This is a genomic window from Parasphingopyxis algicola, from assembly GCF_013378075.1.
In the GTDB taxonomy this organism is placed as follows: domain Bacteria; phylum Pseudomonadota; class Alphaproteobacteria; order Sphingomonadales; family Sphingomonadaceae; genus Parasphingopyxis; species Parasphingopyxis algicola.
In genome coordinates, this window is record NZ_CP051131.1 from 2,530,128 (window position 1) to 2,543,320 (window position 13,193).

Consider the following 13,193-nt stretch of genomic DNA (forward strand, 5'->3'; position numbering starts at 1 on the left):
AAGCGTGGGACCTTAGGCGCCGAACGGTAAATTTTTCGCTTACTAAACCGAGACGGGTTCAGATGCGGCGGAACGCGATTCCGGCGACCCAGCCGAGCAGCAGCGAGACCAGAACGGCGGCCAGGCCATAGAGAAAGCCGTTATTCTCGGCGGCGTTGGCGACGAACCGCTCGAAGCCCGACTTGTCGATACGAATCTCGCGAACCTCGCCCGCCAGCACTCGCCCGTCCTGGATCAGGAAGGTCTCGGCGGTGTAATCGCCGACCGGGACGCGCGCCGGCACGGTGATCCGCGCATTGTAGAGCACCCCCTCGGTGACTTCGACCGCACCGGTCTGCTCGACATACAGGCCGTTGCGCCCCCTCAGATCGACCAGCCCCTCGTCGAAGCGCTGGGCTTCTTCGGGCGGATTGGCGCTGGCCGGCGACAGTTGCAGGCTGTCGATCCCGAGCTCGTAAATGGCGGCCGTGCGTTCGTCGACGATCTCGTCGATCGGCCGGGCGCTGGCCAGCGCATAAAAGGCCGGGGCCGAGCGGAAGCGCGCCTGCGCAGCGTTCATCCAGATTCCCATGCGCTGCTGTTTCTCGCGCACGAGGATCGATTGCTCCGGGCCCTTGAGAACGACGACGATGTCGACGGGCTCGTCGGGGACGCGGCCGCCCGGATGGAGGATCGCGCCATAGACCATGAGCTCGGCGCCGGTGAAGCTGTAGACTATCTCGATCTGCTCCTGATCGACGGCGGGCACGAGCCGCGGCCGCGCCTGCCCCATCAGCATCGGCACACAGGCGAGCAGCAGGAGGAGCGGCGCGAGCCGCCTCATGTGATTTCGATCGAGTAGATTTCGTCGGGCCGCCAGCCGAGGCCGAGCGCCATGCGGACCGCGACGATGATGACGAGCGCGGCGAGGAACAGGCGCAGCCATTCGGCGTTGATCCGGGTCGACAGGCGCGCGCCGATCTGCGCGCCCGTGACGCTGCCGATCAGGAGCAGGATGGCGAGCACGATATCGACGGCCTGGGTGGTCAGCGCATGGACCATCGTCGTCGCAGCGGCAACGAACAGGATCTGGAACAGCGAGGTTCCGACCACCACGCGGGTCGACATGCCGAGCAGGTAGATCATCGCCGGCACGAGGACGAAACCGCCGCCGATGCCGAGCATCACGGTCAGCGTGCCGACGACGAAGCCGACGCCGAGCGGCGCGAGCGGCGAGATATAGAGCCCCGATCCGTAGAAGCGCCAGCGCAGCGGGAGCGCCGCGACGAGCGGATGATGGCGGCGCACGGGCGGTTTGATCGGGATGCCGGTGCGCCGGGCCTGGATCACCGTCCAGGCTTCGCGGATCATCAGCGCGCCGATGCTGGTGAGGAGGATGATGTAAAGCATGGCGACGACGACATCGATCTGCCCCGCCTGTTGCAGCCGCAGAAACAGGATGCCGCCGAAAATCGTGCCCAATACGCCGCCGGCGATCAGGACGCCGCCCATCCGGAAATCGACGCCCTTGCGCTGGGCATGGGCCGATACGCCCGAGACGCTCGCGCCGGTGATCTGGGTGGTCGCCGATGCCACGGCCACGGCCGGCGAAATGCCGGAAAAGATCAAAAGCGGCGTCGTCAGGAAACCGCCGCCGACGCCGAACATGCCCGACAGGATACCGACCACGCCGCCGAGCAGGATGATAAGCAGCGCATTGACGGAGATTTCGGCGATCGGGAGGTAAATATCCATGCTTCCTCCGGCCTACCGATTTTGGCGCGCAAGCGGAAGGCAGAGTCTGCAGTTACGAAGCTTCTCCGGTCAAAAATCGGCACCGAGCGTCAGCACCGGGCCGGAGCCGGGTCGGGCGGATCCGGCGACGCGCTCCCGCCAGCTCAGCGAAAGCCGCACGCCGCCATTCCCCACGGGCAGCCGGACGCCGGCTTCCGGTCCGATATCGACGCGCGACAGTCCCGGTTGCGCTCCCGCCCAGACGCCGCCGCCGAGCGACAGCGTGCTGCGCTCGGTTAGCGGGACCGGCCGCGAAACGATCAGCGCCGCGTCGCCGTAAAGATCGCGGCTCCGCGCCCCGACGATTCCGGCCTGCGCATAGCCGTCGAGCTCCAGCCCAAAGGGCAGTGGCCGTCGATAGATGCCGCCAGCGATCCCCAGTGCCCAGGCATCGCGGCCGCCATCGTCCAAAGCGATCCACCGCTCGGCAGTCAGTTCGACCGGCACGTTGGCGGCGGGGCGAAACGCGATGCCGATCGCGGCCTCGGCGCCGGTGTCGCGTTCGATCGGCCGCGACAGGCGCGCGGCGAGCGCCGCCTCCACGCCGGCCGCGCGGACGATCCGGTAGCGCGCCCGCACGCCCGCCTGGCTGCCGCCGAGTTCGCCGTCGTCGGCAAGCGCGTCGACGCCGTCTCCCGACCGCCACTGGACCCAGGCGGCGAGGCTGAACCGCGATGATGCGGCCGGATCGGCCAACGGCGTGACCGGCAACCGCGAGGCCCGGCGGGCGAACCGCATCAGCAGGGGCTGGCTGAGCGGCGGCATATGCGCGGCGAGGAAAATCCGCTGGCATCGTGCGCCGCAATGCCCGGGCGAGGATGGCGGGGCGGCGGCGACGCGATCGGTCCGGAACCGGTTTGCGACGGTCTCGGGGGCGATTTGCCCGACAGGCACGATCCCGGCGTCTCGTCTGGGCCCGTCCGCGGAACCCGGCGGCCCGGCGACCTCGGACAGGGGCAATGCCGGGAGGCCGGGCAGGAACGGGCCGGGCTGTTCGAGGAGCAGCGGCGGAATCTCGGCCGGCGCCCAGAACACTATCCGCAACCCGACCCAGAGCGTGACGATGGTCGCGATGAAACGGACGGGCGGCGAGAGCCGGATCATGGCCGCGGCGCGGCTGTATCGGGAAAGATGTGCCGGGTCTTGTCCCAGGCCGGCGGACGGTCGCGGCGCGCAAAGACATAATGCGTCATCGCCCGGCGTGCCGCGATCATCGCGATGATGTTCGAAACGATGGCCCGGGGAATGGCGAGCAGGGCTTCGCGCCAGCCGTAGACGAGCCCGGTGAACAGCGCCCGGACGGCGAGCCGCCATGCCAGCAATCCGAAATTGACGCTCAAGAGGAACGCCAGCACCGGTGTCATTCCGGGGAGGGAATAGCCGGTCGTCAGCGCCGCGGTCAGCAGGGCGACGCCGATCAGGGTGGCCAGATAGGCGGCGAGCAGCACCAGGGCGGCGAGAATCGTGCTGCGGTCGCGCACCCGCATCCAGAAATCCGCGATGCCGCCATGCCAGCCCAGCCGTTCCCAGCCATAGAGCGCGATGCCGGCAACCCAGCGTGTCTTCTGGCGGACCGCTTCGCCAAGGGTGGCGGGGAAATGCGCCTGAACCGCGATCAATTCTTGCGCAGCCGCATCGCGGCACCGGACGAACGTCCCGTTCCGGCCGCGTTCGGCGAGCGACAGGCCGAGTTCGTAATCCTCGGTCAGGCTGTCCGCGTCGAAGGGGAGGCCGCCGCGTTCCGCGGCCAGTGCGCCGAGCGCCGGCCGTGCGATCGCGCAGCCGACACCGGCCGATGGCACGCCGGCGTCGAGGCTGTCGCGAATGACCAGATCCTTGCCATGGGCCTCGGCAAACTCGTCGCAATAATGACCGGCGACCCAGCGCGACCGGGGATGCGGCAGCGGAACGACCGGTATCTGCACCAGATCGTGCCGTTCGATAAGCCTGTCGAACAGCGCGATCTCCTCGGGATGAACGACATCCTCCGCGTCGTGCAGGATCACCGATTTGAAGCGCGTTCCGCTATCGGCTTCTTCTTTTTCGAGCGCCTTCCACAATGCGTTCAGGCAATCGGCCTTGGTCGTCGGGCCGGGATTCCGGCACGGCATTATGTAGGAAACGCACCAAGGGGTCGCTGCGTCCCTCGCGGGGTTAGCCCGTGGGGTGGCTAGGTGTCCCCTGGCTTGTCATTGAGATTAGCGTCTCGATACTTCAACCCATAGGGCATCTCGGTTTCTTGATAGATTTCGATGCTGAAATGGGTCTTATGGTCGGGCGCGAGCGGGGATTCGTAGAGAACGTAACCCCGCAAGAAGCGATGCTCCATACCACCCTCTTGCGAGATGAAACCGAGGTCTTCCATTTTGGAAGGCTCAACGATTTCATGGCGTGGCGGGCCAGTGAAGTTCGGATCGCTTGGCCAAGCGGGGTCACTGCTCCAACCCCACGCAATTTGTTTCACGATGCCAACGGATTTGCCCACATTGGTTACGGATGCGACGACCGTAGGAACACTCCCTGTGAAGCTCGTCTCAGAGGAGGAAAAACTCAATTTCGCGCGTTCGATAGATACATAGGCATCGTAAGTGGCAGCTGCGGAATCAGCTGCCTTGCGAGTTTCCCAGAACGTAGTGAAAATCAGCATCAAGCCGACAATGCCCACACCCATGCCAATAATCGCAGCCTTGCCCATAACCTGCGTCCAGACGGCCATGGTTTTCTGGGCTTCAAGATCGCGTTCGTTTCGTTCTGCCTGCTGAGCGGCCTCGCGTTCTGTATCTATGCATTGATCTGCGCTCGCAGAAACGATGTCGGCGGCTTCGCATTCAACGGCTATGTGGGTGGAATCTCCGTATTCATTGGCGTTCTCTTCTGCTTCGATTTGTATGTCGAACTGTGAGTTAATTGCTGGAAACCATAGCGAACCACCAACGCCGCCAGCCAATAGAATCCCAGCGGCTAATCCAATCGCATAGTTTCGCAGCCGATTGCTGTAAGACATTGAACAAAGAACACCGCTGTGAATTTACCCCGACTCACCTTGTTCTTTATATTCGGCACGGAGTCCATGACCCCGATGTCCGCCAGCTTCCCGACCAGCTCCGCATAAGTCACGTTCCGGCGCTTCAACTCGGCTTTCAGCAAGCCTTTGACCTTGTCTTCCCATTCCTTTTCCTTGACGGGCATCGCGTATCTCCAACGGGGAATAAAGTCACCATACACGATACTTTTGGCATTGACAACGATACCGTAGGTCACTATATAAGATACTAAGGTATCGGAGATAATGACCATGCACAAGCAGCACTTCCTTCTTTCAGCCAAAGCCAGGACACTGAGCCTCAAGGCCGTCTTCACCATGGGCGAGGATAAGGCTTACGAGGCCTTCAAGATGCTGCGCTGGCCGGAAACCGATGGCGAGGCCTATTGCCCCCGGTGCGGTTGCACAGAAACCTATGACATATCGACGCGGCGCAAGTTCAAGTGCGTCGCCTGTCACCATCAATTCTCGGTCACGAGCGGGACGCTGTTCGCCTCGCGCAAGATGACCTTCACCGATCTACTGGCGGCTATCGTTATCTTCGTAAACGGGGCCAAGGGCGTATCGGCGTTGCAAATGAGCCGCGATCTGGATTGCCAGTACAAAACGGCCTTCATCCTTACGCACAAGCTGCGCGAAGCCATGGCGCGCGAGCAAATGGACCGCGAGTTGAACGGTGTTGTCGAGATCGACGGCGGCTATTTCGGCGGCTATGTGAAGCCGGAAAACCGGAAAGAGGATCGCCGGGATCGTCGGTTGAAAGCCAACACGTCCGGCAAGCGCCAGTGCGTTGTCATCATGCGCGAGCGCGGCGGCAAGTCGCTGCCGTTCATCGTCGCCAATGAGGGCGATGCAGTTCCCCATGTCCGCGATCATGTCGGGACGCTCGCCACGATCCATGCCGACGAAGGCACGGGCTGGGATGCGCTACATGCGGGCTGGAAAACACACCGCGTCAATCACTCGGTCGCGTTCATGGATGAAGGCGTCTGCACCAATCAGGCGGAAAGCTATTTCAGCCGTCTGCGCCGGATGGAAACTGGAACGCATCACCATATCGCCGGGCCGTATCTCAATGCCTATGCTGGCGAAGCCGCATGGCGGGAAGACCATCGCCGCGTTGATAACGGCTCACAGGCCGCAATGGTCGCACGGGCCACGATGGCGTCAAGCGTTAGCCGGAAATGGGCGGGGTATTGGCAGCGGGCGGCCTAAATGCGAAAGTTCCGCCACGCCCCTTTGCCGTGACTCAAGATTGAAAAAGCGGTCCCCATGGCAATCAGCCGATCCTGAAACGACATGGTTTGCTTATTAAAGAACGAGCGGATCGCTCGGCGAAATAGCCAGCCTTGTAGAGGGTTTTCGTAGCTATCGTATGCGATGACCATTGCGAGGAACTCGAAAAATTCCTTTCTGTCATCAACCGGCAATTTCTCAACGTCGCCAAACGCCTCATCAAGGCTGGCGGAATCCTTGTCCGAGCGACCAAAGCGTGGCAGATAATGATAGATCACAAACCCTCGGACAAAACATCCGCAACCAGCTGCCGCTGCCAGCCAAAAAACAACTCTCGCGACTGATTCTGGAGTGTCTTCATCTTCAATCAAACGCGCAGCCTTGGCTGTTAGCTTGGGTTGCATGGCTGCCGCATGAGCAAGGTTCTGTTTGGCCCACGCGAAATATCGTTCAGAAAGCCAGATGACCGCACCAATAATCAATGCAAAGAAGGCGATCATGAACAGCGTCATTAGTGATCCTTTCCATCTTTACGATCAAACGGCAGAAGGGGCTCATCGGGTCCGTAGCTGGATTCGAAAAGCTGCGCGAGCCTGCGCAAACCCTCCACCTTGCTTGCCTCAATTTCGCGCGTTTTGGCGCGATAATCAAGATATTTTGAGGCCAATCCATCCTTACGGGAGATGAAGAAAATATATGCGATCAGAACTATGAGAAGGAATAGCCATATATTGTCTGTTATCCAATCACCTATGGCGCGGACATCGAAGCTAAAGCCCCCTCCTTCGACGGCAGTGTTCCTGCTGCTCATGCTGTATAAATACTATGAACGTAGAAGAATAGAATACACTTCCCTTTTGGCCCTGTGATTAACTGCTAGCCCCATTCCGCCACCCCTGCACAATATCCGCATCGGGCGCAGTGATTTTCCATGACAGCAACGGCCCCTTGCCAGCCTTGCGGGACCGTACCACGCCCTTTTTGCGCAACCGGGACAGCGAATGCCCGACGCGCTTCCGTGTAAGCGTCCTGAGCGCCTTGTCGCTTTCGTTCATGCGCCGCTGCACCATGACCTTTACCGTTAGCTGGTCGGTCGTCTGCCAGCGTGTAGCACCGCGCAGTTGCTCTAGCAGGAAGCGTTGAACCTCGCCCCGGAACGCTGCGTTGGGCGGCGGCAGATACTTTACCGGCATATCGTCGAAATCAACGTCAGGCTCAAATAGGCGGATGCTGGCGTCCAGATGGTCCAGGTCGGCTATGAGCCGTGCCGCTTCTTCCTGTGCAGCCTGTATGCGCCCCACGATCTCCGCTCGCTTCTTTACCAGTCCATGCACAACAGGTTTCATGGATTCACATTAGCGAACGCAGGTGCTAAAAGGGACTACCCGCTTGGTGCGGTTGATACATAATGCCGTTCCGGCAGACGACCAGGCGGATATTGGCGGCGCGCCGGGCGACCGCTTCGATCTCCGCGCGGGTGGCCGGGTCGTTCGGATAACAGCCGACGAACAGCCGGTAGTCCTGGCCCGCGAACCGCCAGACCGTGCTTTCGAGCATCGCGCGGATCACGCCGGCCTCGTCCCAGGCCGGGATGAATATGGCATGGCGGCCCGGACGATCGGGCGGCAGCAGGTCGGCCATCGTCCGTGGCGCGGCGTCGCGACGCCCGGCGAGGCGGCGGATCATCCGTCGGAGCCACAAAATGTCGACAGCGAGATTGTCGAGCGCGCCGAGCAGAAAGCCGAAGGCCGCGAACAGCGCCAGTTCGCGAAACGCCAGCTCGGCCAGTTCCAGAAGCGGTCCGCCCCCTTGCATTCTCTCCCCATGCGCCAGTCCCCACGGCGCCGGCGCGGCTTATAGGCGAAAAGAGCAAGTCACGGAAGCACAGGCTGTTTTCATCGCCGGCATTCCGCTTTAGAGCGATCCGCGAAACGAGGGAGTGAACATGGCTGAACGCTTGGGTGTGCGATCTGCGCTGAGAAAATTCCTGAACAGTGAGGCGGCGGGCGGCATCGTGCTGATGGTGGCCGCAATACTGGCGATGATCGTTGCCAATAGCGCGCTCTACGACAGCTATCACCATATCCTGAACGATGACATGGGGCCGATCTTCAGCCCCGAGCTCACGAGCAAGCTCGGACCGATGACGCTTCACTTGTGGATCAATGACGGGTTGATGGCGATCTTCTTCTTCCTCGTCGGTCTCGAGATCAAACGCGAATTCGTCGACGGGCGGCTGTCGAGCTGGGACAAGCGCAGGTTGCCGATTATCGCGGCAGTGGCGGGGATGGCGGTTCCGGCCGCGATCTTCCTGTCCGTCACATGGGATTATGGCGAACTGGTCAATGGCTGGGCGATCCCGGCAGCGACCGATATCGCCTTTGCGATCGGCGTTCTCGCGCTGCTCGGCAAGCGCGCGCCCACATCGCTCAAGCTCTTCCTCGTCACCGTGGCGATTGTCGACGATATGGGCGCCGTGGCGATCATCGCGCTCGTCTATACGCCGTCGCTTTCGACGATCTGGCTGTTCGCCTCGGTACTGGTGCTGGCGGTGATGTACTATCTGAACGCCACCGGGGTGCGGCGGTTGCTGCCCTATGTCCTGCTGTCCGGCCTGCTCTGGTATTGCGTGCTGCTGTCGGGCGTTCATGCGACGATTGCCGGCGTCCTCGCGGCGATGATGATCCCGATCACCAAGACGCCCGGCGCGCCCGATGCGGTGGACAGTCCGCTGCACCAGATGGAACATGCCGTTGCGCCGTGGAGCGCCTTTTTCATCGTGCCGATATTCGGTTTCGCCAATGCCGGCGTCAATCTCGCCGGCATGGGAGTCGACCAGATTCTGGCACCGCTGCCGCTCGGCATCGCGCTCGGCCTTTTTGTCGGCAAGCAGATCGGGATTTTCGGCAGCGTCTGGCTGGCGGTGAAGTTCGGCGTTGCCGGCAAATTGCGCGGCGCGACCTGGCTCCAGATATACGGCACGGCGATGCTCTGCGGCATCGGCTTCACGATGAGCCTGTTCATCGGCGGCCTCGCCTTTCCGGGCAACGCGCTGCTGATCGAGGAGGCCAAGATCGGCGTCCTGCTGGGTTCGGCGATGTCGGGCGTGGTCGGTTTCCTGCTGCTGCGGTTCGCGCCTTTGCATCAGAGCCATGACGAGATCGAGGCCGAGGAGGCCGGTGAAATCGCGCGCGACGGCGATATCGAGAATGTCTGCGAGGATATGCCCGCGAAACCGGGCGCCGCAGGCTGAGACTTGCCAACCGGCGCGTGTCGCTGTATTAAGCTAACAATACAGTTGGGAGAATGACAATGCGCGCGCTTTTGGTTTCGCTGTCGGTGCTGGCCGTCGCTGCCTGCGGATCGGTGATCGAGATGGACGGGGACGGCCTTTCGAACGGCCAGCCGCTCAGCGAATTGGAGCTGGCGGAGTTCGATGCGGTTTCGCTGCGCGGGCCCGACAATGTCGAAATTTCATTGGGCGACGCTTTCGATATCCGTGTCGAGGGCGATGACGAGGTGGTCGGCCGGCTGGAATTCGAAATCCGCCGCGGGACGCTCCGGATCGGCCGCGAAAGCGGCCGCGGGCTCACCATCGGCGACGATCCGGCAACGGTCTATATCACGATGCCGGCGATCAACGGCGCATCGGTCGCCGGGTCTGGCGACATGCAGATCGAGCGGGCGGAAAGCGAGCGGTTCGAAGCCTCGATCGCCGGCTCGGGCAGAATGGAGATTGCGACGCTCGAAGCGGCAGAGGCGGAATTCGACATCGCAGGATCGGGTGATATGAGCGCGGCAGGTACCGTCGCGGACCTCGATATCAGCATCGCCGGCTCGGGCGATGTCGAAGCCGCGGATCTGCGCGTCGAGCGTGCGGATGTTTCGATCGCCGGCTCGGGCAATGTCGAGATCCACGCGACCGAGCAGGTCGACGGCAGCCTCATCGGTTCCGGCGATGTCCGCGTGCATGGCGATGCCGAATGCCGGAGCAATTCGATCGGCTCGGGCGATATGCGCTGCGGCTAGCCGGAAACCGACCAACGGCGGCCCGGGGACGATAAACGGCACTTGTCGTAATTGAGTCGTCGCGCTACCCTCCTGCCGTCTGACAGGGAGGACAAGGATGCGGATGATGGTCTCAGTAGCGGCGCTCGCCATGGCGGCGGCGTGTACCAACAGCGTGGCGCAGGAAAGCCAGGCGCCGCCGCGGGACAGCGTGGCCGAGGCCCGGAACCAGGCCGTTCCCGCTTCCCGCGACTATGATCTCAGCGGCTTCGACCGGGTGTCCCTCGCGACCCCGGATACCGTCGAGATCGTTCGGAGCGGAACGTTCGCCGTCCGGGCGACCGGAAATAGCGACATTCTCGACGAGCTTGCGCTTTCGGTGGAAGACGGTGTCCTCAGGATCGAATATCGCGAGGACCATGATCGCCGCTGGACGCGCCGCGGTGGCCGGCCGGCCACGATCGCCGTCACCATGCCGAGCCTGAACGGGGTCTCGCTGGCCGGATCGGGCGATATTCGCATCGGCCGGTTCACGGCCCGGGACTTCGAGGCGTCGATCGCCGGATCGGGCAATATCGTCATCGAATCGCTGCAGACTGATCGCGCGGAATTCGAGATAGCGGGATCGGGCGATCTGAGCGTCGCCGGCACGGCCGGCGAGGTCGAGCTTGAAATCGCGGGATCCGGCGATGTCGCGGCCGGCGACTTTCGGACCCGGCGGCTCGATGTCGACATTGCCGGTTCGGGCGACGTCCTGGCCTATGCGACCGAGACGGTCGAAGCCTCGTTCGTCGGCTCGGGCGATGTCACGGTGAGGGGCGGCGCGCGGTGCCGGTCGAGCACGATCGGCTCGGGCCGGCTTCACTGCAGCTAACTCCTCCGCGCGGCCTTTTCGGCAAGGCCCGACACGCCTTCGCGCCGTTCGAGTTCGGCCAGCACATCGGCGAGCGGGATATCGCGTTCGGCCAGCAGGATCAGCAGGTGGAAGAGCGCGTCGGCGGCCTCGCCGACCAGCGCGTCATCGTCTTCCGCCAGCGCCGCGACGATCGTTTCGACCGCTTCTTCGCCGAACTTCTGGGCGACTTTCTGCCGGCCCTTGCCGAGCAGCTTGGCGACGTAGGAGGATTTGCCGTCGCCATTCTTGCGGGCGCGGATGACGGACTCGAGGCGGGTCAGCGTTTTGGCCATAGCCTGCCTGTGCGCGGAGCGCCCGGCCGCGTCAACCGGGCTCGTCCGAGCCGTTCTTTTTTCGCTGCTTGCTGATCTGGCGTCCGACGAGCAGGCCGGTTACGCCCAGCGCGAAAAGCGCGATATCACCCGGCGCATCGACGCTGATCGCCGCCGCCACAGCGGGCGTGGCGCCAATCGCGATGGCGGCCATAAAGGCGACGATGATGCGGGCGAGGGACATTCACGCTCCTGAAACAGTCAATTCCGTGTTTACCATGCAAGGATCCGGCCAGTTCGGGGGCATGCCGAATGTTTCGGCCCGGCAATGGTTAATCCCGGATTGAGAAATATGGTTAGTGTAAAGTTACCCGACGGTTTTTCGGCCGCGAACCGGGATTCCGCCCGCGGCAAGGGCGGCCCGGGCTTCAGCGATGCTGTGCGTCCCGAAATGGAAGATGGAGGCGGCCAGCACGGCATCGGCATGGCCGTCGCGGACGCCTTCGACCAGATGGTCGAGCGTGCCCACACCTCCGGATGCGATAACAGGTACGGTAACACTGTCCGCGATCGTCCGCGTCAGCTCCAGATCGTAACCGTCCTTCGTGCCGTCACGGTCCATTGACGTCACCAGCAGCTCGCCGGCGCCGAGCTCGGCCAGCCGCCGCGCATGCACGACCGCGTCGACGCCCGTTCCGCGCCGGCCGCCATGGGTGAAGATTTCCCAGCTGCCCTTGCCGTCCGCACGCGCATCGATCGAACCGACGACGCACTGGCTGCCGAAGCGTTCGGCCATGTCGCGCACCAGTTCGGGGCGGGCCACTGCCGCGCTGTTGACCGCGACCTTGTCGGCGCCGGCGAGCAGCAGCCGGCGCGCATCATCGGGCGTGCGAACGCCGCCACCCACCGTAAACGGCATGAAACAGACGGCTGCTGTCCGCTCCACGATATGGAGCAAGGTGTCGCGCTCCTCATGGCTCGCCGTGATGTCGAGAAAGCAGAGTTCGTCCGCCTCGGCCGCGTCATAGACCCGCGCCTGTTCGACCGGATCCCCGGCATCGGCGAGATCGACGAAATTGACGCCCTTCACGACACGGCCATTGGCGACATCGAGACAGGGAATGATGCGGCGGCGGACGGTCATGGGCTTTTTCCGTCAGACTCGACCTGGCGGTGCCGCGATTTCGCGTCAGCGAAATTCTGACAAAGAAAGATCGGCTCAATCATTTCGCAGCCAGCGCCAGCGCCGTCGCGAGATCCAGCGTACCGTCATACAGCGCGCGGCCCGTAATCACGCCCTCGATTCCCGCATCGGCATGGATGTTGAGCGCGTGGATATCGGCGATGCCCTTGACCCCGCCCGAGGCGATGACGGGGATATCGGTGGCATTGGCAAGGTCGACCGTGGCCTCGATATTGCAGCCCTTCAAGAGCCCATCGCGCCCGACATCGGTGAACAGCAAAGCGGCGACGCCCGCATCCTCGAACCGCCGCGCCATGTCGATGACGCTGACCTCGGAGGTTTCGGCCCAGCCCTGGGTCGCCACGAAGCCGCCTTTCGCATCGACCGCGACGACGATGCCGCCGGGAAAATCGCGCGCCACTTCCTTCACGAAATCGGGATCGGTCAGCGCGGCCGTGCCGATCACGATCCGCGCGACGCCGAGATCGAACCAGCGTTCGACATCGGCGCGGATCCGGATGCCGCCACCGAGCTGCACATAACCGGGGAAGGTCTGGACGATGGACTCCACGGCCTCGGCATTCTTCGCTTCGCCCGCGAACGCGCCGTCGAGATCCACGACATGGACGTGCTCCGCCCCCGCTTCGGCGAAGATCCGCGCCTGGTCGGCCGGATCGTCGCCATAGACGGTCGCGCGGTCCATATCGCCCTCCGCGAGGCGCACCACCTGCCCGGCCTTCAGATCGATCGCGGGAAAGACGATGAGGCTCATGAGGAAATTCC

At 63.1% G+C, this 13,193-nt stretch carries 18 protein-coding genes; 4 read left to right on the top strand and 14 right to left on the bottom strand.

The genetic code is table 11. The features are described from left to right. Positions 1–58 precede the first annotated feature (58 nt). The 6 genes from HFP57_RS12560 to HFP57_RS12585 all read right to left on the bottom strand — a co-directional run bounded on the left by HFP57_RS12560 (position 59) and on the right by HFP57_RS12585 (position 5,034). Positions 59–823 (bottom strand): TIGR02186 family protein, encoded by a 765-nt coding sequence (locus HFP57_RS12560; protein ID WP_176870089.1) that lies wholly within the window; start codon positions 821–823, stop codon positions 59–61. Next, positions 820–1,734 carry a sulfite exporter TauE/SafE family protein gene (locus tag HFP57_RS12565; protein WP_176870090.1) on the bottom strand — a complete coding sequence of 305 codons (915 nt, stop codon included), beginning with the start codon at positions 1,732–1,734 and terminating at the stop codon, positions 820–822. Before HFP57_RS12565 ends, HFP57_RS12560 begins: the two co-directional genes overlap by 4 nt. A 69-nt stretch (positions 1,735–1,803) precedes the next feature. Further along, complete coding sequence (locus HFP57_RS12570; protein WP_176870092.1) at positions 1,804–2,877, bottom strand: hypothetical protein; 1,074 nt, start codon at positions 2,875–2,877, stop codon at positions 1,804–1,806. After that, positions 2,874–3,884, bottom strand: a complete 1,011-nt coding sequence (locus HFP57_RS12575) for a glycosyl transferase family protein (protein WP_176870094.1) — start codon at positions 3,882–3,884, stop codon at positions 2,874–2,876. The genes HFP57_RS12570 and HFP57_RS12575 overlap by 4 nt, the downstream gene beginning before the upstream one ends. A 59-nt stretch (positions 3,885–3,943) precedes the next feature. Beyond that, complete coding sequence (locus HFP57_RS12580) at positions 3,944–4,720, bottom strand: hypothetical protein (RefSeq protein WP_176870095.1); 777 nt, start codon at positions 4,718–4,720, stop codon at positions 3,944–3,946. A gap of 14 nt (positions 4,721–4,734) precedes the next feature. Continuing rightward, entirely contained in the window at positions 4,735–5,034 is a 300-nt protein-coding gene (locus HFP57_RS12585) for a DUF6471 domain-containing protein (RefSeq protein WP_218135019.1), read from the bottom strand. A 34-nt stretch (positions 5,035–5,068) separates the two neighbouring features. On the opposite strand from HFP57_RS12585, the gene HFP57_RS12590 reads away from it, so the two are divergent. After that, positions 5,069–6,031, top strand: coding sequence for an IS1595 family transposase (locus HFP57_RS12590; RefSeq protein ID WP_176870096.1), 963 nt, complete (start codon positions 5,069–5,071; stop codon positions 6,029–6,031). Here HFP57_RS12590 and HFP57_RS12595 read toward each other — a convergent pair. The 4 genes from HFP57_RS12595 to HFP57_RS12610 are packed head-to-tail and all read right to left on the bottom strand — an operon-like array spanning position 6,028 to position 7,867. Further along, positions 6,028–6,564, bottom strand: coding sequence for a hypothetical protein (locus tag HFP57_RS12595; RefSeq protein ID WP_176870098.1), 537 nt, complete (start codon positions 6,562–6,564; stop codon positions 6,028–6,030). The two genes, HFP57_RS12590 and HFP57_RS12595, sit on opposite strands and share 4 nt — an antisense overlap. Then, positions 6,564–6,863 (bottom strand): hypothetical protein, encoded by a 300-nt coding sequence (locus HFP57_RS12600; protein WP_176870100.1) that lies wholly within the window; start codon positions 6,861–6,863, stop codon positions 6,564–6,566. The genes HFP57_RS12595 and HFP57_RS12600 overlap by 1 nt, the downstream gene beginning before the upstream one ends. Before the next feature lie 58 nt (positions 6,864–6,921). After that, a complete protein-coding gene (locus HFP57_RS12605; RefSeq protein WP_176870102.1) occupies positions 6,922–7,398 on the bottom strand; it encodes a hypothetical protein in 477 nt (158 codons plus the stop codon). A gap of 25 nt (positions 7,399–7,423) precedes the next feature. Further along, positions 7,424–7,867, bottom strand: a complete 444-nt coding sequence (locus HFP57_RS12610) for a glycosyltransferase family protein (RefSeq protein ID WP_176870103.1) — start codon at positions 7,865–7,867, stop codon at positions 7,424–7,426. Between the two features lie 130 nt (positions 7,868–7,997). Here HFP57_RS12610 and nhaA point away from each other — a divergent pair, with 130 nt between their 5' ends. The 3 genes from nhaA (at position 7,998) to HFP57_RS12625 (ending at position 10,934) form a co-directional block, all read left to right on the top strand. Beyond that, positions 7,998–9,305, top strand: a complete 1,308-nt coding sequence (gene nhaA / locus HFP57_RS12615) for a Na+/H+ antiporter NhaA (protein ID WP_176870105.1) — start codon at positions 7,998–8,000, stop codon at positions 9,303–9,305. Between the two features lie 59 nt (positions 9,306–9,364). Then, positions 9,365–10,081: a head GIN domain-containing protein gene (locus HFP57_RS12620; RefSeq protein WP_176870107.1), complete on the top strand. Its 717-nt coding sequence runs from the start codon at positions 9,365–9,367 to the stop codon at positions 10,079–10,081. Positions 10,082–10,178: 97 nt separating this feature from the next. Beyond that, complete coding sequence (locus tag HFP57_RS12625) at positions 10,179–10,934, top strand: head GIN domain-containing protein (protein ID WP_176870109.1); 756 nt, start codon at positions 10,179–10,181, stop codon at positions 10,932–10,934. On the opposite strand, the gene HFP57_RS12630 is transcribed toward HFP57_RS12625, so the two are convergent. The 4 genes from HFP57_RS12630 to hisA form a co-directional block, all read right to left on the bottom strand. Continuing rightward, a complete protein-coding gene (locus tag HFP57_RS12630) occupies positions 10,931–11,248 on the bottom strand; it encodes a phosphoribosyl-ATP diphosphatase (protein WP_176870111.1) in 318 nt (105 codons plus the stop codon). The genes HFP57_RS12625 and HFP57_RS12630 overlap by 4 nt on opposite strands. 31 nt (positions 11,249–11,279) lie before the next feature. Continuing rightward, positions 11,280–11,471 (bottom strand): hypothetical protein, encoded by a 192-nt coding sequence (locus HFP57_RS12635; protein ID WP_176870112.1) that lies wholly within the window; start codon positions 11,469–11,471, stop codon positions 11,280–11,282. Positions 11,472–11,594: 123 nt separating this feature from the next. Next, positions 11,595–12,371 (bottom strand): imidazole glycerol phosphate synthase subunit HisF, encoded by a 777-nt coding sequence (gene hisF, locus HFP57_RS12640; protein WP_176870114.1) that lies wholly within the window; start codon positions 12,369–12,371, stop codon positions 11,595–11,597. 79 nt (positions 12,372–12,450) lie between these two features. After that, positions 12,451–13,182, bottom strand: a complete 732-nt coding sequence (gene hisA, locus HFP57_RS12645; RefSeq protein ID WP_176870116.1) for a 1-(5-phosphoribosyl)-5-[(5-phosphoribosylamino)methylideneamino]imidazole-4-carboxamide isomerase — start codon at positions 13,180–13,182, stop codon at positions 12,451–12,453. Between the last annotated feature and the right edge of the window lie 11 nt (positions 13,183–13,193).